Here is a 23162-nt window from a genome sequence, read left to right as displayed (position 1 = left end):
AGCACAGCGAACCCCAACGTGCCTCGCTCCTGCCACACCCTTTCACCCGTCATTCCGGCGCAGGGGAAACAACGGCAATCTTCAATCCGCCGCCAACGCCACCTCCGGTTCGACCTCGCGCCTGCGCTGCGTCGCCTGCTCCCGCAGCAACCCGATGAACACCCGCTCCAGCGCATCGACCTGCGCCGTGCTCATGCACTGCTCCTCGCCCATGAACACGAAGCGCAGCCGCCCGTGCAGCGCGAAGGCGATGAGACCCAGCGGACGGATGCCGAACGAGCGCACCGACAGCGTGAAGTCCTCCAACCGGAATGGCGCATCCGCGTCGAGCAACTCGATCGGGCCCAGGTTGGAGAAGGAAAACTGGTTCCAGTTGCCGTTGCGGCTCAATGCATCGCCCAGCCGCACGATCGAACGCAGCTTGCCCTCCGAAGGCGGCCTGAGCATCTCGCAGAAGCGATACTTGCCGGGAATATCTTGCAGCTCCTGCTCGATCTTCCCGCTCATCTCCCGATAGATATCGCGCGCCCGCTCCCACAGGTCGCCGCCGCGCTCGCGGCCCACCTCGATCTTGAAGCTGCCGCCGCCGAAGAACAGCATGTCGTCCTTGAGCTGGGCCAGCCGGCCGCGCCGCGCGTCGAACGGATTGTCGATGCGCGTCGGCGCCTGCTTGCCGAGCGCCGCCTGCAGGGCCTGGTCGAGGATCGCCAGCAAGGCCGCATGCATCGACACCTGCTCCGCCCGGCAGCGATGTTTCAGCACGGCGGTCAGGCCCGCGTCGACGTGCCACTCGCGCCACAGGCTGTCATGCCGCAGCGGCCGGCGCGAAGCCGGGATCAGGCTGACCAGCCCGTTGATCACCGCTGCGATCATGCGGCGCTTGCCTTCACCCGGACCGCCCGGCGGCCCTGCGATGTCCAGCGGGCTGATCGGGGCGTACGGCAGCAGCGGCGTCTCCCGATGCGTGGCGGCCAGCAGCTCCCGCGCCAGGGTCAGGATGCTCATGCCGTCGCAGATGCGATGCACCGTGGTGATCAGCAGCACGCCACCGCGACCGGTGCGCAACCACGCTACGCGCAGCAATGGCTCGTCGGGAGCGAAGGCGGCCGCTTCCTCGCGCGCGATCTCGCCGGCCAGCACCTGCTCCGAGGTGCAGATGGCGACGCGCAACGGCACCGGGCCGGCCGCGTCCAGCGCGTAGTACAGGCCGTCGCTTTCCTCGCGCAGCAGCATGCGCAGCGCCGGATGCTTGCGCTGCACGCGATCGAGCGCCGCGCGCAGGCGTTCGATCGACAAGGAGCCGTCGAGGGTCAGGCGATAAGTGATGTTGCCGTCGATCAGCTGCTCGATGGTGGTGAGCTTGCGCATCATGAGCTGGATTCCGTGGCGACCGGCGCCGCGCCGAGCGCACCGCGCTGCGCCGGCTCCTTCTTGCAGAACGCGGCGAGGCGCGGATGCAGGCTTTCGAACGTGCCCAGCCGTCCCCGCCGCCCGTCGACATAGCCGCAGGCCACCGCCAGTACCTTGCGCAGTTTCTGCGGCTCGAACAGCAGCACGTTGAAGGCCTGGTGCAGCGCAAGCAGCCCGCCGAACCAGTGCAGCGCCCACCGACGGCGATACAGGCGCAGGGTGAACACGCCGTTGCGTGCGCCGTAGTAGCGCCGCCACGCCGCATGGTTGGTGGTGAACAGGCGGCCGTGGCGCTCGATCTGGCCGGTGGTCTGGCGCATCTGCACCGCCGCGTTCATGCGCACCGGAATGCCCTGGCTGTTGGCGCGCAGGCCGTACTCGATGTCGATGTACTCGATGAAGTAGTCCTCGCGGAACGCGCCCAGCCGCCGGTACGCCTGCGCCGAGATCGCCGAGCCGGAGGAGATCACGAACAAGGTATCGAACACGCCTTCAGTGGGCTCGCGCATCTTCTGCGGCTTGGGCCAGCGCGGTCCCGGCGGCAGCACCGGCATGAACTTTTCCAGGTTGATCTCGTAGATCTTCGGGCCCAGCACGAAGGCCTCGCCTGGTTCGCGCTCGCAGGCCTGCATCATCGCCGCGAAAAAGTCTTCGCCAATGTCGGAGTCCTGGTCGAGCAGGAAGATCACCTCGCAGCCGCGTTCGAGCAGCCGTTCCGCACCGCGGTTGTAGGCGCCGGCGAGGCCGCCGCGGTTGGCGTTGTGCAGCACCGTGCAGCCCTGGCGCTGCAGCGCGTCGTACAGCACCGCGTCCGGCTGCGGCGAGTTGTCGACCGCAACTACATTCTGCCCTGCGGCCGCCGCTTTGCCGAGATTGCGCAGGAACGCTTCGTTGGGGTGGTAGAGCACGAAGATCACGCCATAGCTTTTCATACGCTCTCCACAGGCAAGGAAGCGGAACCGGGCGCGGATGTGGCCAAGGCCGGCAGCGCGCTGGCCGCCTGCAGCAGTTCCATCGCCAGCTGGCGGATCTGCGCCGCCTGCACGCCCGGCAGCGAGCTCTCATCGGAAATGAAGGCCAGGTCCAGCCGCTCGGCGAAACCGACGATCGTGATCAGGCTCGCCGGCGTCGGCTCGAGCATGGCCGAAGGCGCGTGGATCGCTTCCAGGCGGAGGCCGCCCTCGTCGCGCGAGGAATCGTCCAGCCGCCCCAGGTACGACAGCGATACGCCACGACCGGCAGGCCGCGAACGCGAGAACGCGATCAGCCGGTCGAACAGCGGATGCAGCCGTTCCAGGCCCAGCAGCTGCTCGTAGACGGCAGGCGCGAGGCGATCGACCTGGCGGCGCATGTCGGCCTGCAACGCGTGCGCCAGGCCCCAGAAATCCGCGGCGCGCGGCTTGCGGCCGCCGAAGCCGAGCCGCACGGTCGGCGCCATGGTGAACAACGCGCCGCCCTGCAGCGACGGCAGATAGCGGCGCGCATCGACCGGCGCGACGAACTTGTCCACGCCACGCACTCCACGCACCGACCAGCAGGCGAGCATGAAGGCGGTGCACAGCGCCGCGAATACGCCGACGTCCTCGTCCTTGGCGCGGCGGACCAGGGCCTGCACCGCCGCCGGCTCGATCGACCAGCGCAGGGTATACGCCGCGCCGTAGCTCACCGGCGGGCCGATCCGCTGCAGCCGGATGAACCCCTTGAACAGTGCCGCCTTCAGCTGCGCGCGCCGCTGCAGCCAGCGGTTGCGCTTCGCCTCGGGCGGCACGACGTCTGCGCCGCCTTGCAATTCGAAACGCGGCCCGAGCCGCGCGTCGGGGCGGCCGCAGACGGTGAGGATGTCGCGCAGCAGGCCGACCGCCGAAAGCCCGTCGCAGATGCAGTGGTGGCAGCTCAACAGCAGGTCGCTGCGTCCGTGGCCGCGCAGCCACACCAGCCGGACCAGCGGCTCGCGCGCGCCGTCGAACAGGCGCTCGCATTCCAGCCGCGCCTGCTCCTGCCAATCGTCCTCGCCCTGGCGCTCGACGATGCGCAGCGCGATCGGCGGCGGTGCTTCCTGTTGCACGAACCACGGATGCCCATCGGCGGCATGCTCGACCAGCGACTGCAGCACCGCATGCCTGGCCTGCACGCGATCCAGCGCCAGGCGCAGGCGCGGCTCGTCGAGCGTGCCGGCCAATGTCGCGGGCAGCACGAAGGCGACGGCACGCTGCCCATCCAGGTACATGCCGCGCTCGAACAGGGCGAAGGGGCGGCGCGCGCTCATGCCACGCTCCGCTGCGGCTGCTCGGCGATCTCGACGCTGTCCGGCTGCTCCAGCAGGCCCCAGTACCGCAGCAGCCGCACGGCTTCACCCACGCCGTCCTCGGCGCGGATCGCCCGGCCCAGCGCGTCCGCCTCGCGCAGCATCTGCGGTTGCTGCATGGCGATCAACGCCGCGGCCAGCGCATCCGCATCGAGCCGGCGGCGGTCCAGCGCCGGCGGCGCCACGCCGCGGCGCTGCAGGCAGCGCGCCCAGAACGGCTGGTCGCCGTAGAACGGCACGACGGCCGAAGGAATGCCCGCGCGCACCGCCGCCGCGGTGGTGCCCGCGCCGCCATGGTGCACGGCGCCGGCCATGCGCGGAAACAGCCAGTCGTGCGGCGCTTGGCGCAAGCCATAGATCTGTTCGTCGAGCGCGCCTTCGTCGAGCTCCAGGCCGCCCCAGCCAGCCGCGAGCACCGCGCGGCGGCCGCTCTTGCGCACGCCGTCCAGCACGATGCGGGTGAACTCGGCGGCGCTGCTGCTGACCATGCTGCCGAAACCGATATAGACCGGCTTCGGTCCCGCCGCGAGGAAATCGGCCAGCCCGGCCGGCGGCGTCCACGCCGGCGGATCGAAGAACCAGTAGCCGGTGAGCTGCGAGCTGTCCGGCCAGTCCGCCGGCCGCGCCAGCACCTGCCCACTGAAACCGTTGAGCACCTTCGCCTCCAGCGCATGGCGCCCGAGGTAGGGGCCATGCCACGGATAGCGCGGCAAGCCCAGCCGCGGCCGCACGATGTCGTTGATCGCCGGGCGCATCACATGCCACACCAGCAGCCACAGCAGGTGGTGCGCGGCCAGGCTGAGCGGGCCGGGCAGGCGGTCGCGCGAACCGCTCAGCACCATCGGCGGCTGCAGGCGCGAGGGCGTCAGCGGCTGCAGGCGCGCGATGGCGAACGGCACGCCGCGTTTTTCCGCCAGCGCCTTGGCCAGCAAGGTGCTGTTGCTCACGCCGATCAGCAGGCCGGCGCCTGCGCTCGCCGCCATGCCCTCCTCCGCCCAGTGCTCGGCCCATTGCGCATAGCGCTGGCGGAAAATGCGCGCCATCGCGCGCAGGTTGAGGCCCTGCTCGGCGATGCTGCGGTCGGCCTCCAGCATGGCCTGGAAATCGGCGGTGAGCGGAAAGAACTCCAGTCCCGCCTCGCGCACCAGCGGCGCGAAGTTGCCGCTGGTGGCGATGCGCACCGGATAGCCCGCGCGGCGCAGCCCCTGTCCCAGTGCCACGCAGGGCCGCACGTCGCCCTGGGTGCCGATGGTGAAGATGACGATCGGCCTGGCGCTCATGCCGCGGCCAGCCCCGGCTGCGGCGCCAGCGGCGCGGACAGCATGCGCTCGTCGGGGATGTCGGACAGGCGGTGCCGCAGCACGCTGCCGATCTTCTCCGCCGGCGCCGCATCGAGCACCGCTTCGTGGTGGCAGGCCAGCTCGTGCACCTCGATGCGCCAGCCGATGAAGGGCCGCCATGCGGACGGGCGGTGGTCGAGGATGCCGTCCAGGCTGCCTTCGCGTTCGGTGGCCTGGAAGAACAGCAGGTCCAGGTTGATCCGGCGCGGCGTGTACTGGCGCGCCAGCTCCAGGTTGTTGCGCATCACCGCGAACAGGTGCTCGATGAACTGCGGATGGCTCTTGATGATCTCCTGCACCAGCGGGATCGAGCGCGCGTTGTAGCTGTGCAGCAGCAGCGAGGCCAGCTCCTTCAGTGTCTGCGGCGCGTGCTCGCCCACATGCTGGTGCAGTCCGAGGAAGCTCAGCGCGGCGCGCACTTCCTTGGCTTCCTCGCGCGGACGCGAGCGCTCGCCGGCGGTGAACAGGTAACTGTCGATCATCGCCAGCAGTTCCACCCGCTCGCCCATCGCCAGCAGTTGCTCGGCGATGGCGTGGCCGATCAGCCCGCCCATCGAACGGCCGGCCAGGCGGTAGGGTCCTTCCGGCTGGATGCGGCGGATCTGCGCCAGGTAATCGGTGGCGATCTCCTCGATGCTGCCGGGCAGCCGCATATCGCCGCGCAGACCGCGCGACTGCAGGCCGTACACCGGCACCGTCGGGTCCAGATGCCGCAGCAGCGCCGTGAAGCCCAGGCTCAGGCCCATCATCGGGTGGATGCAGAACAGCGGCCGCGGCGCCTCCTTGCCGACCTCGCGCAGCCGCGGCGGTGCGCGCAGCGCCAGCACTTCGCCCAGCGGGTCGTCGCTCTCGCCGCCGCTCCGCTCGACGAAGGCGGCCAGGTTGGCCACCGTGGGCGCTTCGAACAGGCTGCCCAGCGGCAGCTCCACGCCGAACTCCGCGGGAAAGCCGACGGCCATCTCCGCCGCGGTCAGCGAATCGCCGCCCAGCTCGAAGAAGTTGTCGTGCAGACCGACGCGCTCGATGCGCAGCAGGCGCTGCCACAGCTCGGCCAGCTTGCGCTCGACCGGCGTGCCGGGCTCGACGAAGGCGGCGCGAGCGACGCGGTCCGGCTCCGGCAGCGCGCGCCGATCGAGCTTGCCGTTGGGCGTGAGCGGCAGCGCATCGAGCACGGTGAAGCTGGACGGCAGCGCGGGCTCCGGCAGGCGGCGGCTGAGGAAGACGCGCAACTGGTCGGGATCGAGCGCATCGACGTCGCGCGGTACGACATAGGCGGCCAGCGCCATGTTGCCGTGGCCGTCGCGCGTCGCGGTCACCGCCGCCGCGGCGATCGCGGCGTGCTGGGTCAGCAGGTTCTCGATCTCGCCCAGCTCGACGCGATGCCCGCGAATCTTCACCTGGCTGTCGGCGCGCCCGACGAATTCGAGCAGGCCGTCGTCGCGCCAGCGCACCAGGTCGCCGGTGGCGTACATGCGGCTGCCGTCGGCGGCGAAGGGATCGGGCAGGAAGCGCTCCTCGGTCAATTGCGGGCGATGCAGATAACCCTTCGCCACGCCGGCGCCGCCGATGTACAGCTCGCCGGTCGCACCAGTCACCACCGGGCGCCGCGCGGCGTCGAGCACGTACAGGCGGGTATTGAGGATGGGACGGCCGATCGGCGGGATGCCGGCGCCGATTTCCTCGAGCTCGTAGGCGGTGGACCACACCGTGGTTTCAGTGGGGCCATAGAACTGCGTCACGCGCGCCGCGGCGGCTTTGAGCCGCGCGGCCAGTTCCGCCCCCAGCGCCTCGCCACCGACCAGTGCATGCACGTTTTCCAAGCGCGTTTCCGCGCCGGCCAGCAGGATGCGCCACAGCGAAGGCGTTGCCTGCGCATGCGTCACGCCGCTGTCGCGGATCAGCCGCGCCAGCTCCAGCGGCTGCTGCGCGGCGCCGCTGCCGGCCATCACCACGCAGGCGCCGGCGGTGAGCGGCAGGTACAGCTCCAGCCCGGCGATGTCGAAGATCACCGTGGTGACCGCGAGGTAGCGCTGGCCCGGCGCGGGCTCCAGCAGGCGCGCCATGCCCTGCAGGAAATTGGCCAGATTGGCGTGCGTCACTTCCACGCCCTTCGGCCGGCCGGTCGAGCCGGAGGTGTACAGCACGTAGGCGACGCCGTCGGGGCGGCTCAGGTCCGGCTCCTGCGTCGACTCCAGCACCGCCGCGTCGAACTGCTCCGGCAACAGCTGCAGGCCGCCGCCCATGGGCAGGCGGTCGTGGATCGCGCGGGTGGCGATCAGTGCGATCGGCGCGGCATCGTCCAGCAGCAGCGCGGTGCGTTCGGCCGGACCGTCCGGATCGATCGGCAGATAGGTCGCGCCGCTGCGCATGATCGCCAGCAACACCACCAGCAGCTGTTCGCTGCGCGGCAACGCCACCGCAACGATATCGCCGGGTGCGACGCCATCGGCCAGCAGCTGCCGTGCCTGCGCCACGCTGCGCCGGTGCAGTTCGCGATAGCTCAGCACGGTGTCTCCATGGATGACCGCGGGCGCGTCGGGTCGCAGCGCGGCCTGGTGCGCGACCAGCGCCGGCAGGCTGCGCGGATCGAGTGCGGCGGCGGTCTCGTTCCAGTTCACCAGCACGCGCTGACGCTCCTCCTCGCCGAGCAGGTCGAGGTCCTGCAGGCGCGCTTCCGGCTGGACCAGCACGCCTTCGATCAGGCGGCACAGCCGGCGGCGGTGCTCGTCCAGTTCGGGCATGTCGTACAACAGCGGATTGGCGTCGAGATCGATGCGCAGGCCGGCGTCGGTGCCGCGGTCGTAGACGAAGATCATCAGATCTTCGGCTGAACTGTTGGACATGTTGTGCGAGGACGTACCCGCGCCGGCGAAATCGAGCTGATAGTCGAACGGCTCGATATTGACGCCCAGCCAGGCCAGGCTGCGTCCCTGCCCGACCAGGCCAAGGTCGCGGCGCATGTCTTCATAGCGATACTGCTGGTGGCGCAGCGTCTGCCGCACCGCGCGCGCGACCTGTTCGAACAATTCGCCGGGCGTCAGGTCCGCCGCGAAGCGCAGGCGGATCGGCACAACATTGACGAAGATGCCCGGCATCTGGCGCGCGTCGGCATTGAGCCGCGCGGTCACCGGCATGCCGATCACCAGGTCGTCCGCGCCAGTGACGCGGTGATAGTAGGCAGCCACCAGGCCGATCAGCACCTGCGGCAGGCTGGCGCCGGTGGCCTTGCCCAGTTCGCCGAGCCGGCGCGAGGTTTCCGCCGACAGATACGCCGTGCTGCGGCACAGGCGGTCGGCCAGGCCAGGACGATGCTGGCGGCGTGACAGCGTGACGGCTTCGGGCAGGCCGGCGAGCAACTCCTTCCAGTAGTCGCGGTCGCGACGGAAGCGGTCGGATTCGCGGTAGGCGTTTTCCAGCGTAATGGCGGTGGCGGCGGGCGTGAATGCGCAGGGCGGCGGCTCTTCGCCGCGCACCAGCGCCGTGTACAGCTCGGCCAGGCGCCGCGCGAGCAGGCCGCCGCCGTGGCCGTCCAGCACGATGTGATGCGCGCGCTGATACCAGATGTAGTGATCGGCGGCGAGCTTGAACAGCACACTGACCCACAGCGGATCGTGTTCGAGATGCGGATTGCGCGAGTACTCCTCCTGCATCCAGGCCTCGGCCGCCGCGCGCGGATCGGCTTCGCCGCTCATGTCGAAATAGGGGAACTGGCCGCCGTAGACCTGGCGGATCGCCAGCAGCGGCTTGCCGTCGCGCTCGATCACGTTGGCGCGCATCATCTGCGCCTCGTAGACCAGCCGATACAAGGCCTGGCGGAACAGCGGCGGGTCGACCGGCCCGTGAATATCCACCGCCTCGGCGATATTCATGATGGCGCCGTCGCCACCGATCTTGTGGTTCATCCACAGGCCGCGCTGGGCCGTCGTCAACGGCAGCAATACGTCGTCGCGCACGTCAGTCATCGCATTCCCCTGGCGGCCGTCATGGCCGCACGCATCACGTTGCATTCGCGAAAACCATTAACCGGCCCGATTGGCCGGGTAATGCATTTGAAAGCACCGATAATTACGGCCGAATCAGACCGCCACGGCCATGACAGGCCATGTTTCAAAATGCCGCGTGACGCTGTTTTGTTGTGCGCAGACCGCTACCCGCACCGATGCCTTCAGGTGCGGCCATTAACCACGACTGGTCTGCGGGATGACGCCCGGCAACGGCATGAGGAATTCCGCATGGCGTATGGAAAATACGCTAAGACTAATCCCCTACCCCATTCCCGGCTTGGAGTGTCCATGCCTGAACGGGAGCTTGTCCACTGGGAGAAATGTGCTTTGGATCACAGCTTGTGCGGCGCAGCAAGGCGTGGCCGAAAAACTGAGAAATTAATAGCGAAGGATTTGTCAACGGCAACCCGGATTAATGCACTAAATTGCAAGTGCATGAAAATCGCGTCAACTACATCGATTATCAATCCGCATTAACAGGCAGGCCATGAAATAGCCGTCAATTCACTAATGTGAATTAGCCGGGCGTGACTTATAAATAGTCACGCCATGCCGCTTTACTGAAACACGATGCTGGCGATGGCGCCGTTGGTATCCGGCCGCGGCCGCATCGACACATCCCAGCCGTACAGCTCGCACAGGCGCCGCACGATGGCCAGGCCCAGCCCCGCACCGCTGCCGCCGGCGCCTTCGCCGCGCACGCCGCGCTGGAACAGGCGCTCGGCATCTTCCGGCTTGATGCCGGGGCCGGTGTCGATCACGTCGATGCGGTCCTTTTCGACCCTCACCGTGACCTGGCCTTCGAGCGTGTACTTGATCGCGTTGCCGATCAGGTTGGTCAGCGCCACCGACAACACCGAGCCCGGCGCGTTGATGCTCAGCGCTCCGTTCACCACCAGCTCCACATGGAGCGGCTTGTCGCGCATCTGCGGACGCTGGCTCTCGATCACGTCGGCGGCGACCTTGGCCACGTCGGTGGTCTCGCCACGCGTGGGGCCGCGGCGCTCGGCGCGCGACAGCAGCAGCAACGCCTCGATCAGCTCGGTGGCCTGGCGCGAGGCGCGCTCGATGCGTTTCAGGCGCTCGCGCAGCTTGTCGGTGAGATCCGGCGAGCCCTGCAGCAGTTCGGTGGTGCTGGCGATCACCGCCAGCGGCGTGCGCAGCTCGTGACTCACATCGGAATTGAATTCGCGATCGCGCTCGACCATCGAGGTGAGGCGGTTGGCGTATTCGTCCAACGCCAGCGCCAGCTCGCCCACTTCGTCGTCGGCGAAATGCGGGGCCAGCGCCTCGACCTTGCCGTTCTTGCGGAACTCGCGCAGGCGCTGCGCCAGTTCGCTGACCGGCTTGAGTACCTTGCGCGAGAGCCACAGGCCCAGCGCCAGCGAGATCAGGCCGAACAGGAACACCGCCGCGACGACGCTGGTCACCAGCTGGCGCTTGCCCAGTTCCTCGCGGGATACGTCGTAGCGAATGAAGCTGATGATGCCGTTCTCGCGGTAGACCGCGAGCTTGTAGTGATGCATCTGGCCGTCGTCGCCCGGCTCGTTGATGTCATGCACGCCGGTGGGCAGGTTCTGCCAGGACAGCGGGGCCTTGTAGATCGTGCGGTCGCTGAGCACGCTGCCCGTCAGCAGGCGCGACCCGCTGGGCACGCCCGCGTGCGCCTGTTGATTGGCCCATTTGGCGTCGTCGAGCAGACTGCTGTTGACCAGCTGGTCCTCGACACGGGAGCGGATATTGAGCGCCGCGAAAGCAAACAGCGCACTCAGCCCGAAACCGAACAGCGCGAAGGAAACGACCAGGCGAAAACGCAGCTTACGTCTGGACCGCATCCGGGTCGACCATGCGATATCCGATACCGTGCCGCGTATGGATCAGCGGCTTGTCAAAAGGTTTGTCGATCGCCGCGCGCAGGCCGTGGATGTGCACGCGCAGGCTGTCGCTGTCGGGCAGTTCCTCGCCCCATACGCGCTGCTCAAGATCCTGCCGCGTCACCACCGACGGGCTGGCCTCCATCAACGCCTGCAGCAGCTTCAGGCCGATCGGGTTGAGCTGGATCGACTTGCTGTCGCGGGTGACGGTGAGCGTGTCGAGGTTGTAGGTGAGGTCGGCCACCTTCAGCACGCGGCTCTGCGGACCCTTGCCGCGGCGCGCGAGCACTTCCAGGCGCGCGGCCAGTTCCTGCAGGGCAAACGGCTTGGTCATGTAGTCGTCGGCGCCGGACTCGAAGCCGGTGAGCTTCTGCTCCAGCGCATCGCGCGCGGTCAGCATCAGCACCGGGGTCTGCTTGTGCGCCTCGTGGCGCAGCTTGCGCGCCACGTCCAGGCCGTCCATGCCGGGCAGGGTCAGGTCCAGCACGATCACGTCGAATTCGTTCACTACCGCCAGATGCAGCCCGGTCACGCCGTCGCCGGCGAAGTCGACCACATGGCCGCGATCTTCCAGGTAATCGCCGATATTCGTTGCGATATCGCTGTTGTCTTCGATGACCAGTACGCGCATACGCCACTCCGTGTCGCCGCCGGCTGGAGCCGGCCATGGCGGCAAGCTTAACAATTTGCGCCGGGGAAGGTGGGCGCGAGGCCGGCAGCAGGCTGAATTCCTTCGGCGACCGCGCGGACCGCCCAAAAGAAAAGGCCCGGAGGCGCGGCGGGAAGCCGCTCCATCCGGGCCCAAGCTACTGCCCCGATACCGAAATCTGCTGTCACTAGACCATAGCGGTTGAAGTGCCGAGCAAATTGCAGTGGGACCTTTATAGGGGCGGCGGAGTTACGGTGTGGTTAACCCGTACTCACGCCATCGTTAACCGTTCAGCGTGGCACCGACAAAGCGTCACTTCGCGCCGTCACTTCCGCGCATGTTGTTCGAGATGCTTGATGATGTGGCCGGAAACGTCGACGCCGGTGGCCGCCTCGATGCCTTCCAGGCCCGGCGACGCATTCACTTCGAGAATCAACGGACCGCGCCTGGAGCGCAGCAGGTCCACGCCGGCGATCCCCAGGCCCAGCGCCTTGGCCGCGCGGATCGAGATCTGCCGCTCTTCCGTGCTGAGCGTGGCCGACTGCGCGCTGCCGCCGCGGTGCAGGTTGGCGCGGAAGTCGCCGGGGCTGGCGTCGCGCTGCATCGCCGCCACCACCTTACCGCCGACCACGAAGCAGCGCAGGTCGCTGCCGTTCGCCTCGCCGATGAATTCCTGCACCAGGAAGTTGGCGTACAGGCCGCGGAAGGCCTCGATCACACTCTGCGAGGCGCTGCGCTTTTCCGCCAGCACCACGCCGGTACCCTGGCTGCCTTCGTTGAGCTTGATGACATGCGGCGGGTCGCCCAGCATGGCCAGCACGTCGGCGGTGTCGTCCGGGTTGTCGCCGAACACCGTCACCGGCATGTCCAGCCCCTGCGAGGCGAGGATCTGCAGCGCGCGCAGCTTGTCGCGCGCACGCAGCACGGCGTCGGAGGGATTGGGCGTGTACACGCCCATCATCTCCAGCTGGCGCAGCACCGCCGTGCCGTAGAAGGTGCTGGTGGTGCCGATGCGCGGGATCACCGCATCGATGTCCTTCAGCGGCTTGCCCTTGTAGCGGATCGCCACGTCGCCCGGCGCGATGCGCACGTAACAGCGCAGCGGGTCGAGCACGCGCACGACGTGGCCGCGCTCGCGCGCCACCTCGACCAGGCGCTGGGTGGAATACAGGCGGGCGTTGCGGGAGAGGATGGCGATCTTCATGGGACATCCGTGGCCGCGAGGGGATGGCGCGGCTGGGTGTAGGAGAGGGCCGGGTCCACCGCGAAGCGCCCCTGCAGCGCCGTGCGTCCCAGCAACATGGGGAACAGCATATGCCGCCGATCGGTCAGGTTGACGTCGACGCTGAAACTGCGCCCGGCCAGCAGCAGGCCGGTGCGGATGAACCAGCGCTCGGTACGCCGGCCGCCGGTATCGGTGACCACGCGGCGATCGTGCGCCGGCGCCTCGCACACCCGGCCCACGCGATGGCCACGACCGGTGCGCACGACGAAGCGCAGCCAGGTGGCGCCGTCGCGTTCGAATACATCGAGATCCTCGACGTGCAGCGCGCTGCTGCGCGCACCGGTATCGAGCTTGGCCTTGAGCGAGTGAATGCCGAGGTCCGGCAGTGCCAGGCGCTCCCGCCAGCCGAGTGTGATCACATCCGCCATCTTCAGCGCGCTGATTCGGGAGAGGGGCTCGGTGGGGCGAGGGCGGCAATGGAGCGGGTGAAGGGAATCGAACCCTCGTCAGTAGCTTGGGAAGCTACAGCTCTACCATTGAGCTACACCCGCATCGCCGCGGATGGTAACCGGGAGCCGCGCGCTTGGGAACAACCCGGCGACGGGCCTGCGGCCGCCTCGTCCTAACGCGCCGTGAACCGCACATGGCGGCCGGCTGAATCGCCCGGCCAAATGAACGTTTTCCTTGCGCACGGCGCCGGTGGAGGCATGCACATAATCCGGCCGTCGGCGTCCGGTCCACTCATGCGTTTTTACGGATGTCATCGATGCGCAACGCTCTGGAGAACGTCATGCGTCTTCCCTACCGATTCACGACACGCGCCTGGCCGTTGCTCGCCGCGGCGCTGTTGTGGTGCGCGGCGGGCCTGGTCCAGGCCCAGTCGCAACAGCCCGACAGCGACGCCGGCGATCCGCCTTCGCGCGTGGCGAGGCTTTCCTATCAATCCGGCGATCTGGGACTGCTCCCGTCGGGCACGCAGGACTGGAGCGACGCCAGCCTCAACCGCCCGCTCACCAGCGGCGACCGCCTGTCCACCGGCGCGGACGGCCGCGCCGAACTGGAACTCGGCGGCGGCACTCTGCGCATGGCGCAGAACACCGACTTCGGCCTGCTCGATCTGAACGACCAGGTGACCCAGGTCGAACTGACCCAGGGCACGCTCAACCTGACCGTGCGCAATGTCGGCGAAGGCGAGAGCTACGAGATCGACACGCCCACCGCGGCACTGGTGATCGACCAGCCGGGCACCTTCCGCGTCGACATCGACCGCGACGGCCGCACCACCGACGTCACCGTGTTCCGTGGCCAGGCGACCTTGTACGGCGAGAACAACGCGCAGCGCCGGGTCAACGCGGGCACGCGCTACGTCATCGCCGATTCCGCGTTGAACCAGGTTTCGCTGGAAGACATCGGCGACCGCGGCGACGCCTTCGACGACTGGTGCTACCAGCGCGACCAGCGCTATGCGAACTCGCCGAGCCGGCGCTACGTCTCCGACGAGGTGGTCGGCTACCAGGACCTGGACGATCACGGCGACTGGCAGACCGACCCCGACTACGGCGCGGTGTGGTACCCGTCGAACGTGGCAGTGGACTGGGCGCCGTACCGCGACGGCCACTGGGCCTGGGTCGCGCCTTGGGGCTGGACCTGGGTCGACGACGCGCCGTGGGGCTTCGCCCCGTTCCATTACGGCCGCTGGGCCTATGTCGGCCGCCGCTGGGGCTGGGTCCCCGGCCCGGTCGCGGTACGCCCGGTATATGCGCCGGCGCTGGTCGCCTTCGTCGGCGGCGGCAACTGGAGCGTGTCGATCGGCATTGGCGGCGGTGCGCCGGTGGGCTGGTTCCCGCTGGGCCCGCGCGAGGTCTACAACCCCTGGTATCGCGCCAGCCGGCATTACTACACCAACGTCAACGTCACCAATATCTATGTGCGCAACGTCAACCGCACCACGGTGATCAACAACATCAACAACCAGTACAACTATTTCCGCAACGGGCGCCCGGCGCCGAACGTCGCCTACGCCAACCGCGGCGCGCCGCACGCCTTCAGCGCGGTGCCGGGCCGCAGCTTCGCCAGCGCGCAGAACGTGCGGCGCAACCTGGTGCAGGGCGACCCGCGCCAGTTCGCCGCGGCGCCGGTGCTGACCCGTGGCGTGGCGATCCAGCCGAGCCGCGCCAGCTTCGCGCCGCCGCGCCCGGCCAATGCCCGTCCGCTGCCGGCGGCCGGCTTCCAGCGCGAGGTGGTCGCGCGCCGCGCGCCGCCGGTCAATGCAGCGGGGCGTCCGGTGGCCGACGATGTGCGGCCGAACCGCCTAGGCCAGCGTCCGGGCATGCCGGCGGCGCAGCCGTCGAACGTGCGCGTGCTCGGCAGCGCCGGCCCGGGCCGTCCGATGCCAGGGCGCGATACCGCCGCCACCGTGCCGGCGCGCCTGCCGCCGGTCGGCAGTCGTGCGGACAACAACGCGGCGCCCGCCGACAACGCGCCGCGCCGCTTCGAGGCCAACAACCGCCCGGATACCGGCCGCCCGGACAACGGCGCGAATCCGCCGAACGCGCGCCCCGACCTGCGCCCGAATGAACTGCCGTCGGCCCGCTTCGCCCATCCCGACGCCGGCGACCGCGCCGCGTGGCAGAACCGCCGCGACGGCGGGCAGCCGATCCGCAGCGACGACACGCCTGATAACAGCCGGCCTGATAACAGCCGACCTGACAACCGGCTCAACAACAATCCGCGCCCCGGCGTCAGCTATGTGACCAGCCCCGAGCAGGACCGCGCCCGCCAGGCGCAGGCCCAGCCGCAAGCCACGCCGCAGCCGCGCAATCTGCCCGACGCGCCGCGCTTCAACCGCCGCGACGAGCCCGGCGCCGCGCCCGCCGATTCGCGCCCGTCGCGCTTCGACCAGCCGCTGAACCGCCAGGACGAGCGCCAGGTCCAGCGCCAGCCAGCTCAGGAGAACCCCGCCCAGCGCGAGTTCCGCCAGGCGCCGCAGCCCCAGCCGCAGCAGCAGCCCGCGTTCCGCCAGGAGCGCAGCGAACCCGTGCAGCAGCAGCGGATCGAGCGCGCGCCGCCGCAGCGGGCCGAACCGATGCCGCAGCCCAGCCTGCGCGAGGCCCGCCCGGCCTACGAGCGGCCCAACCCGCCGCAGGCGCAGCCGCCGCAGCAGCGCGAACAGGCCCGCCCGCAGCCGGCCCAGAACCAGAACCGCGGCGGCGAGCACCGGCCGCCGCGCGGCAAGGACGAGCACCAGAACTGATCGCCCACGAGCCCGGCACACGCCGGGCTCTCTTTTTGGGCATCGCCGTCGCAGCGGCTACAATGCCGCGATGCAGATCATGCTCAATGGCAGCCCACGCGACTGCGCCAACGCCATCACCGTCGCCCAACTGCTGCAGGAAGCCGGCTACGGCGACCGCCGCGTGGCGGTGGAAGTGAACCGCGAAATCGTCCCCCGCAGCATGCACATCCGCTGGGTCCTCGCCGAGGGCGACCAGGTGGAGATTGTGCACGCCATCGGCGGCGGCTGATGCCCCGCCCCTCTCCCCGCGCCCTCGAGACCCCATGAACACCAAGACCCACGACGTCGCCGATCCCTTGATCATTGCCGGCAAGAGCTACGGCTCGCGCCTGCTCACCGGCACCGGCAAGTACAAGGATTTCGACGAGACCCGCCGCGCCAGCCAGGCCGCCGGCGCGGAGATCGTGACCGTGGCGATCCGCCGCGTAAACATCGGCCAGGACGCCAGCCAGCCCAGCCTGCTCGACGCGCTGCCGCCGGACGAATTCACCCTGCTGCCCAATACCGCCGGCTGCTATAACGCGGTCGACGCGGTGCGCACCTGCAAGCTGGCGCGCGAGCTGCTGGACGGCCACAAGCTGGTGAAGCTGGAAGTGCTCGGCGACGAGCGCACCCTATTCCCCGACGTGGTGGAAACCCTCAAGGCCGCCGAGACCCTGGTCGCCGACGGTTTCGACGTGATGGTCTACACCAGCGACGACCCGATCCTGGCCCGGCGCCTGGAACAGATCGGCTGCGTGGCGGTGATGCCGCTGGCCGCGCCGATCGGCTCGGGTCTGGGGATCCAGAACCGCTACAACCTGCTGGAGATCATCGAGCAGGCCAAGGTGCCGATCATCGTCGACGCCGGCGTCGGCACCGCCTCGGACGCGGCCATCGCGATGGAACTGGGCTGTGACGGCGTGCTGATGAACACCGCCATCGCCGGCGCCCGCGATCCGGTGCTGATGGCGCACGCGATGAAGCTGGCGATCGAAGCCGGCCGCGCCGCCTTCCGCGCCGGCCGCATCCCGCGCAAGCGCTACGCCTCGGCGTCGAGCCCGATCGACGGCACGATCGGCTGAGCTCCGGCGGGGCGAACGCTCCGCCGCTGTCACACCCCTGGGGCGCCCGGTCACCGACCGGGCGCCCTTTCATCGAGAGCCAGGCCCCGCATGAGCGACCGCACCGACGACGACACCGCCCCGTACCTGCGCCGCATCCGCAGCTTCGTGCTGCGCGAGGGCCGCATGACGCCGGCGCAGCAGCGCGCCTTCGACGAACACTGGGCGCGCTTCGGCATCGACTACAGCGGCAGCGTGCAGGACTACGCCGCGCGCTTCGGCCGCAGCGCGCCGCTGGTGATGGAGATCGGCTTCGGCAACGGCGAGGCGCTGGCCTGGGCCAGCGAGCACGATCAGGCGCGCGACTACCTCGGCATCGAGGTGCACGGCCCGGGCGTGGGACGCCTGATGAATGCGCTGGCCGCGCGCGACGCGGCCAATGTGCGGCTGTACAAGCACGACGCGGTGGAAGTGCTGGAACACGAGATCGCCCCCGGCACGCTGGCCGAGGCGCGCATCTGGTTCCCCGATCCCTGGCACAAGAAGCGCCACAACAAGCGCCGCATCGTGCAGGCGCCGTTCGTCGCCCTGCTCGCCTCGCGCATGGCTCCGGGCGGCCTGCTGCACCTGGCCACCGACTGGCAGCCCTATGCCGAATACATGCTCGACGTGATGGAGGCCGCCCCCGACTGGCGCAACGACATCGGCCCCGGCCAGTACGCCGAGAAGCCGGCGTGGCGCATCGAGACCCACTTCGAGCGGCGCGGCCTGAAGCTGGGCCATGGCGTGTGGGATCTGCTGTATCGCCGTGTCTAGCACGCGGCCCACCCCCAGGGACGGCTCCGATTCACCAGTGCAGCAGCCGCAACGCCTATACTCGCCGACCAAAGCAAGCCGACCAGAGCCGGCCTGCTAAAAACAGGGACGAGTCTTCGCAGCGTGATGCAGGCACTGCCCAACTCCATCCACCCTCGCCCTCTGGTCCGACAGGAAGCCAGCTAGTGGGACTCTCGCTCACCCCCGAAATGATCCTGGTGCTCGGGCTGGTGGGCTTCACCATGCTGATGCTGGTGCTGGAGTGGATCCGCGCCGACATGGTGGCGCTGCTGGTGGTGGTGGTGATCGGCCTGACCGGCCTGATCCCCTCCGACCGCGTGTTCAACGGCTTCGCCGGCAACGCGGTGATCGCCATCATCGCGATCATGATCATGGGCGCGGGGCTCGACCGCGCCGGCGTGCTCGGCCTGACCGCCAACTTCGTGATGCGCATGGCGCGCGGCGTGGAATCGCGCCTGGGCGTGGTGATCAACCTGGTCACCAGCCTGTTCAGCGCGGTGATTCCCAGCCAGGCGCTGGCAGCGCTGATGATCCCGGTGACCAGCCGCCTGGCCGCGCGCACCGGCGTGCCGCTGTCGCGCCTGCTGCTGCCGATGGCGTTCTGCATCCTTACCGCCACCAACACCACGCTGATCGCCAACTCGCCGCTGATCGTGCTCAACGACCTGATCGCGAGCGCGAACGCCAACCTGCCGCCGGGCGCGCATACCATCCCGAAGTTCGGCCTGTTCAGCGTGACCCCGATCGGCCTCGCGCTGGCGCTGTTCGGCGTGCTGTTCTTCTATCTGTTCACGTCCAGGCTGCTGCCCGAGCGCGAGGACGAGCGCTTGAAAGTGACGCCGGGCCGCACCGAGAGCTACTTCGCCGACACCTACGGCATCGGCGGCGAGACCGCCGAGCTCACCGTCACCGCGGAGAGCCCGCTGGTCGGCATGAGCATCGGCGAGGTCGAGCAGCTGTACGGCGCGCCGCTGATCCTGGCGATCAAGAGCGGCACCGAGGCGCGCATGGCGCCACCGGTGGACCATGTGATCTGGGTGGGTTCGGTGCTGGGCGTGCTCGGTCCGCGCGAGCAGCTCGGACAGTTCGCCAACAACCAGCTGTGCAAGCTGTCGCCGCGCATGCGCCAGCTGGGCGAGCTGTTCAATCCCAGCCGCGCCGGTATTTCCGAGGCGGTGATCCCGCCCAGCTCGCGCTTCATCAAGCAGACCGTGGGCGAGCTGCGCCTGCGCAAGCGCCATGGCATCTCGGTGCTGGCGGTGAACCGCGGCGACCAGGTGTTCCGTGACGACGTGCGCGCGGTCAGCCTGCGCGCCGGCGACACCCTGGTGCTGCACAGCAGCTGGCGCGACTTGGCGCTGGCCAGCGAGGACAAGGACCTGGTGGTGGTCACCGACATCCCGAAGGAAGAACAGCGCCCCGGCAAGATCTGGCAGGCGGTGGGCTTCTTCGTGCTGGCCAAGTGTCTGGCCCTGTTCACCCACCTGGACCTGTCGGTGGCAATGATGACCGGCGCCATCGGCATGCTGCTCACCGGCGTGCTGAACATGGACGAGGCCTACAAGGCGATCAACTGGAAGACCATCTTCGTCACCGCCTGCCTGATCCCGCTGGGCTGGTCGATGGACGCCACCGGCACCGCCGCGTGGCTGGCGCAGGAAGTGCTGCAGCACTTGGGCAATGCCTCGCCCTATGTGCTGCAGCTGTCGCTGGCGATCCTCACCCTGCTGTTCTCGCAGGTGATGTCCAATGTCGGCGCGACCGTGATGATGGTGCCCATCGCGATCAGCGTGGCGGTGGCCACCGGCGGCAATCCGTCGGCGTATGCGCTGATCGTGGCGGTGTCCTCGTCCAACACCTTCCTGCTCAGTTCCGGCCATCCCGCCCTGATGATGGTGGCCGGCCCCGGCGGCTACCGCGGCAAGGATTTCCTGCGCGTGGGCCTGCCGCTGACCGCGATGGTGCTGCTGATCACCCTGGTGGCGATCAACCTGATGTTCCGCTGAGTCAGTCCAGGCGAACTTCGCCGTCCACCACCGCCACCGCCACCGCGTGCAGGTGCTCGCCGCGGCAAGGCCCGCCGATGCACAGCCCGTCGCCGGTGTTGAAGCTGGCGCCGTGCGCGGCGCAGACCAGCACGCCGTCCTTGACCAGGAACTTGCCCGGCGCCCAGTCGAGCCGCCGTCCCGCATGCGGGCAGATATTGAGATAGGCGTGCGCCACGCCGTCGCGGCGGATCACGATCAGGCTTTCCTCCCCTTCCGGCAGCGCGGCGTCCACGGCGATCGCCTCGCCATCGGGGATGTCGTCCAGGCGGCAGAGCGGCGGGGCGGGGGCGGTTGTATCCATCGGCACTTGTCTCTCGGGCGTGAAAGCCCCATCGTTACGCGCGTAAGTCATTGATTTTACCACACGGATTTTTAACACATGCGCTTCACGCTGCCGTCTCCGCGTCGTTCCCGCCACCCGCTGGTCCGTGCCCTGTCGCTGCTAGTCGGCGTGGCGCTGGTGGGCGTGCTGCTGGTGTTCGGTCTGGTCGTGGCCGGCGTGCTGCTGGTCGGCGGCGGCGTATGGCTGGCCCTGCGCCACTGGACCCGAAAGAGTAATGCCTCGGCCGGTGCCGCGCGCGCCGGCATGGACGCGCGCCAGCCGGAGGTCCTGGAAGGCGAGTTCGTGGTGCTGCACCAGACCCACCATCACGCGGCCCACTGAGCCCCGCCTGCCGAGCCCGCGCCTGCCGAGCATGGTCGCGCAAGAAGCGGATAGTCCCGCCCGCACCGGATGGCTAGCCTGATGGCATGGACATCCGCACCGTTCCGATGAATCATCGCCAAGGCACCGAAGCCGCGCTCGAACGCGCCCGCGCGCTGATCGAGCGCGCCGAGCAGGCACCCAGCCTCGAGGTCCTGGCCGAGGCCGCCGGACTCAGCCCCACCTATCTGCAGCGCGCCTTCCGCCGCCGCTACGGCATGAGCCCGGCCGAGTACCACCGCGCCCGGCGCTTCGGCCAGTTCAAGGCGTCGTTGCGCGACGGCGCGGCGGTCACCGACGCGGTCTACGACGCCGGCTTCGGCTCCGGCAGCCGCGTCTACGAGCACAGCAACCGCCTGCTCGGCATGACCCCCGCCAGCTACCGCGCCGGCGGTCTGGGCGCCAGCATCCGTTACACCACCACCGACACGCCGCTGGGCCGCCTGCTGGTGGCGACCACCGCGCGCGGCATCTGCTCGGTGACGCTGGGCGACGACGATGGCGAGCTGGAACAGCGGCTGCGCGGGGAATTCCCCCAGGCGGAACTCGAGCGAGTCGACGCCGGCCGCGAGGAATGGCTGGACGCGGTGATCGCACGCATCGCCGCGGAACTGGGCTGGACCGACGCCGCCGCACCGGCACTGCCGCCGCTGGACGTCGCCGCCACCGCCTTCCAGTGGCGGGTGTGGGACGCCCTCACCCGCATTCCCGCCGGCAGCACGCGCAGCTATGGCGAAATCGCCGCGGAACTGGGCATCCCGAAGGCCGCCCGCGCGGTAGGCCAGGCCTGCGGCAACAACCGCGTGGCGCTGATCGTGCCCTGCCACCGCGTGGTGCGCGAGGACGGCTCGATCGGCGGCTGGCGCTGGGGCGTGGAGCGCAAGCGCGAGCTGCTGGCGCGCGAGCGGCGGCGGGCTTCGGCCTGAGCTTAAAACGGGCCGATCCGCGCCCGGCTTGATCGCGCCTCAAGGTAGCCTTGCAAACCGCTCGCTACTCGCCGTCCTGACAGCGCATTATCTTGCTGGATCGCCAGACTAGCCGTCGCGCCCACCCTCTCGCGCCATCCCCGCCATGACCGATCAGTCCGTCTCCAACGCCGCCCGCGCGGCGCAAGGCCCGTTCACCGACACGCGCGTGATGATTCCGCTCGCGCTGTTCGCGCTGTACATCATCTGGGGTTCCACCTACCTCGGCATCCGCTACGCGCTGGGAAGCTATCCGCCGTTCCTGCTCGCCGGCATCCGCTTCCTGTTTGCCGGCGTGCTGCTGTTCGGCTTCCTGCGCCTGCGCGGCGTGGCCATGCCCAGCACACGCCAGTGGCGCAACGCCGCCGTCACCGGCGTGCTGCTGCTGGGCTTCGGCAACGGCCTGGTCTGCTTCGCCGAGCAGAGCGTGAGCTCGGGCATCGCCGCGGTGGCGGTGGCCAGCATGCCGCTGTTCGCCGCGCTGTTCTCGGGCATGTACGGGCAATGGCCGTCCGGACGCGAGGCACTGGGCCTGGTGATCGGCTTCGCCGGCGTGGTGGTGCTCAACCTGGGCAGCAGCCTGTCGGCCTCGCGCATCGGTGCCATCGCGCTGATCGTGGCCGCGGCCAGCTGGGCCTTCGGCTCGATCTGGAGCAAGCGCCAGGACATGCCCGCCGGCCCGATGAATACCGCCGCGCAGATGCTCTGCGCCAGCGTGGCCCTGCTGCTGGTCGGCTTCGGCACCGGCGAGCGGCTGCCGGCGCATCCGACCCTGCACGCCACGCTCGCCGTCGGCTACCTGGTGCTGTTCGGTTCACTGATCGCCTTCAGCGCCTATCTCTACGTGCTCAAGCACGCCCGCCCGGCGGTGGCCACCAGCTACGCCTATGTGAACCCGCCGGTGGCGGTGCTGTTCGGCGTGCTGCTGGCCGGCGAGCATGTCGGCCCCTACGACATCGCCGGCATGGCGGTGATCCTGCTCGGCGTGGCGATCATCACGCTGTTCAAGCAGCGCGCGAAGGGTTGACGACGAAGATCGTATTGCCGCTGCTCCAGCACTCATCCACCATCCCCACGTTTGGATCTGGCCTCAATCTTCACGGTTGAACCCTTCTCCCACCGGGAGAAGGTGGCGGCAGCCGGATGAGGGTGCGGGCGGAGCGGTGCACTTCACCCTTGCGCTCCGGCCGTACCCTCACCCCAACCCCTCTCCGGGAGGGAGAGGGGCTTACGTCATCGCGGGGAGAAACGTCGATGCAAAATGCGAACGAAGGTGCACTGGCCCGCGCGGCCCTGCGCAGCTCCGCCTGGGCCGAGCGCTGGTTTCCCGATGCGTGGGTGTTCGCCGCGCTCGGCGTGATCCTGGTCGCCGCCGCCGCCCTGGCCTTCGGCGCCACGCCCGCCGTCACCGTCAATGCCTTCGGCGACGGCTTCTGGAGCCTGATTCCCTTCACCATGCAGATG

The 23162-nt window shown here is 69.1% G+C and carries 19 protein-coding genes and 1 tRNA gene; 9 read left to right on the top strand and 11 right to left on the bottom strand.

Annotated features, from left to right (window positions below; all coding sequences use genetic code 11):
* Window positions 1–81 precede the first annotated feature (81 nt).
* The 10 genes from BM172_RS14990 to BM172_RS14945 form a co-directional block, all read right to left on the bottom strand.
* A complete protein-coding gene (locus BM172_RS14990) occupies window positions 82–1371 on the bottom strand; it encodes a condensation domain-containing protein (protein ID WP_026633764.1) in 1290 nt (429 codons plus the stop codon).
* Window positions 1368–2342, bottom strand: coding sequence for a glycosyltransferase family 2 protein (locus tag BM172_RS14985; protein WP_026633765.1), 975 nt, complete (start codon window positions 2340–2342; stop codon window positions 1368–1370). Before BM172_RS14985 ends, BM172_RS14990 begins: the two co-directional genes overlap by 4 nt.
* A complete protein-coding gene (locus tag BM172_RS14980) occupies window positions 2339–3676 on the bottom strand; it encodes a condensation domain-containing protein (RefSeq protein WP_026633766.1) in 1338 nt (445 codons plus the stop codon). The genes BM172_RS14985 and BM172_RS14980 overlap by 4 nt, the downstream gene beginning before the upstream one ends.
* Window positions 3673–4995, bottom strand: coding sequence for a glycosyltransferase (locus tag BM172_RS14975; protein ID WP_026634076.1), 1323 nt, complete (start codon window positions 4993–4995; stop codon window positions 3673–3675). Before BM172_RS14975 ends, BM172_RS14980 begins: the two co-directional genes overlap by 4 nt.
* Window positions 4992–9017 carry a non-ribosomal peptide synthetase gene (locus BM172_RS14970; RefSeq protein WP_051548347.1) on the bottom strand — a complete coding sequence of 1342 codons (4026 nt, stop codon included), beginning with the start codon at window positions 9015–9017 and terminating at the stop codon, window positions 4992–4994. Before BM172_RS14970 ends, BM172_RS14975 begins: the two co-directional genes overlap by 4 nt.
* A gap of 599 nt (window positions 9018–9616) precedes the next feature.
* The gene (locus BM172_RS14965; protein WP_026633767.1) at window positions 9617–10894 is read right to left on the bottom strand and encodes a sensor histidine kinase; all 1278 of its coding nucleotides are present in this window, start codon (window positions 10892–10894) and stop codon (window positions 9617–9619) included.
* Window positions 10878–11564 (bottom strand): response regulator transcription factor, encoded by a 687-nt coding sequence (locus BM172_RS14960; RefSeq protein WP_026633768.1) that lies wholly within the window; start codon window positions 11562–11564, stop codon window positions 10878–10880. The genes BM172_RS14965 and BM172_RS14960 overlap by 17 nt, the downstream gene beginning before the upstream one ends.
* Before the next feature lie 343 nt (window positions 11565–11907).
* Complete coding sequence (gene rimK / locus BM172_RS14955) at window positions 11908–12786, bottom strand: 30S ribosomal protein S6--L-glutamate ligase (protein WP_026633769.1); 879 nt, start codon at window positions 12784–12786, stop codon at window positions 11908–11910.
* Complete coding sequence (locus BM172_RS14950; RefSeq protein ID WP_026633770.1) at window positions 12783–13235, bottom strand: ATP-dependent zinc protease family protein; 453 nt, start codon at window positions 13233–13235, stop codon at window positions 12783–12785. Before BM172_RS14950 ends, rimK begins: the two co-directional genes overlap by 4 nt.
* Window positions 13236–13284: 49 nt before the next feature.
* Window positions 13285–13358: transfer RNA gene (locus tag BM172_RS14945), tRNA-Gly, on the bottom strand.
* Between the two features lie 239 nt (window positions 13359–13597).
* On the opposite strand from BM172_RS14945, the gene BM172_RS14940 reads away from it, so the two are divergent.
* From BM172_RS14940 to BM172_RS14920, 5 genes are all read left to right on the top strand, one after another.
* The gene (locus BM172_RS14940) at window positions 13598–16060 is read left to right on the top strand and encodes a FecR family protein (RefSeq protein WP_081805049.1); all 2463 of its coding nucleotides are present in this window, start codon (window positions 13598–13600) and stop codon (window positions 16058–16060) included.
* Window positions 16061–16130: 70 nt separating this feature from the next.
* Window positions 16131–16331 (top strand): sulfur carrier protein ThiS, encoded by a 201-nt coding sequence (thiS, locus tag BM172_RS14935; protein ID WP_026633771.1) that lies wholly within the window; start codon window positions 16131–16133, stop codon window positions 16329–16331.
* Between the two features lie 34 nt (window positions 16332–16365).
* Complete coding sequence (locus tag BM172_RS14930) at window positions 16366–17166, top strand: thiazole synthase (protein WP_035322404.1); 801 nt, start codon at window positions 16366–16368, stop codon at window positions 17164–17166.
* A 90-nt stretch (window positions 17167–17256) separates the two neighbouring features.
* The gene (gene trmB / locus BM172_RS14925; RefSeq protein ID WP_026633773.1) at window positions 17257–17961 is read left to right on the top strand and encodes a tRNA (guanosine(46)-N7)-methyltransferase TrmB; all 705 of its coding nucleotides are present in this window, start codon (window positions 17257–17259) and stop codon (window positions 17959–17961) included.
* 209 nt (window positions 17962–18170) lie between these two features.
* Window positions 18171–19988, top strand: coding sequence for an SLC13 family permease (locus BM172_RS14920; protein ID WP_035322407.1), 1818 nt, complete (start codon window positions 18171–18173; stop codon window positions 19986–19988).
* Window position 19989: 1 nt separating this feature from the next.
* Here BM172_RS14920 and BM172_RS14915 read toward each other — a convergent pair whose 3' ends face one another.
* A complete protein-coding gene (locus BM172_RS14915; protein ID WP_026633775.1) occupies window positions 19990–20331 on the bottom strand; it encodes a Rieske (2Fe-2S) protein in 342 nt (113 codons plus the stop codon).
* Between the two features lie 78 nt (window positions 20332–20409).
* Here BM172_RS14915 and BM172_RS14910 point away from each other — a divergent pair, with 78 nt between their 5' ends.
* From BM172_RS14910 to BM172_RS14895, 4 genes are all read left to right on the top strand, one after another.
* Window positions 20410–20694 carry a hypothetical protein gene (locus BM172_RS14910; RefSeq protein ID WP_026633776.1) on the top strand — a complete coding sequence of 95 codons (285 nt, stop codon included), beginning with the start codon at window positions 20410–20412 and terminating at the stop codon, window positions 20692–20694.
* A 107-nt stretch (window positions 20695–20801) separates the two neighbouring features.
* Window positions 20802–21659, top strand: coding sequence for a bifunctional transcriptional activator/DNA repair enzyme AdaA (locus BM172_RS14905; RefSeq protein ID WP_090423600.1), 858 nt, complete (start codon window positions 20802–20804; stop codon window positions 21657–21659).
* Window positions 21660–21804: 145 nt separating this feature from the next.
* Window positions 21805–22725 (top strand): drug/metabolite exporter YedA, encoded by a 921-nt coding sequence (gene yedA, locus BM172_RS14900; protein ID WP_026633778.1) that lies wholly within the window; start codon window positions 21805–21807, stop codon window positions 22723–22725.
* A 227-nt stretch (window positions 22726–22952) separates the two neighbouring features.
* On the top strand, window positions 22953–23162 hold a 210-nt coding region (locus tag BM172_RS14895), incomplete at its 3' end, for a TIGR00366 family protein (protein ID WP_177218821.1).

The organism is Dyella marensis, from assembly GCF_900112865.1.
Lineage (GTDB): Bacteria > Pseudomonadota > Gammaproteobacteria > Xanthomonadales > Rhodanobacteraceae > Dyella_D > Dyella_D marensis_A.
Note: the sequence above shows the minus strand (reverse complement) of the source record. Positions and strands in the feature narration are given on the sequence as shown.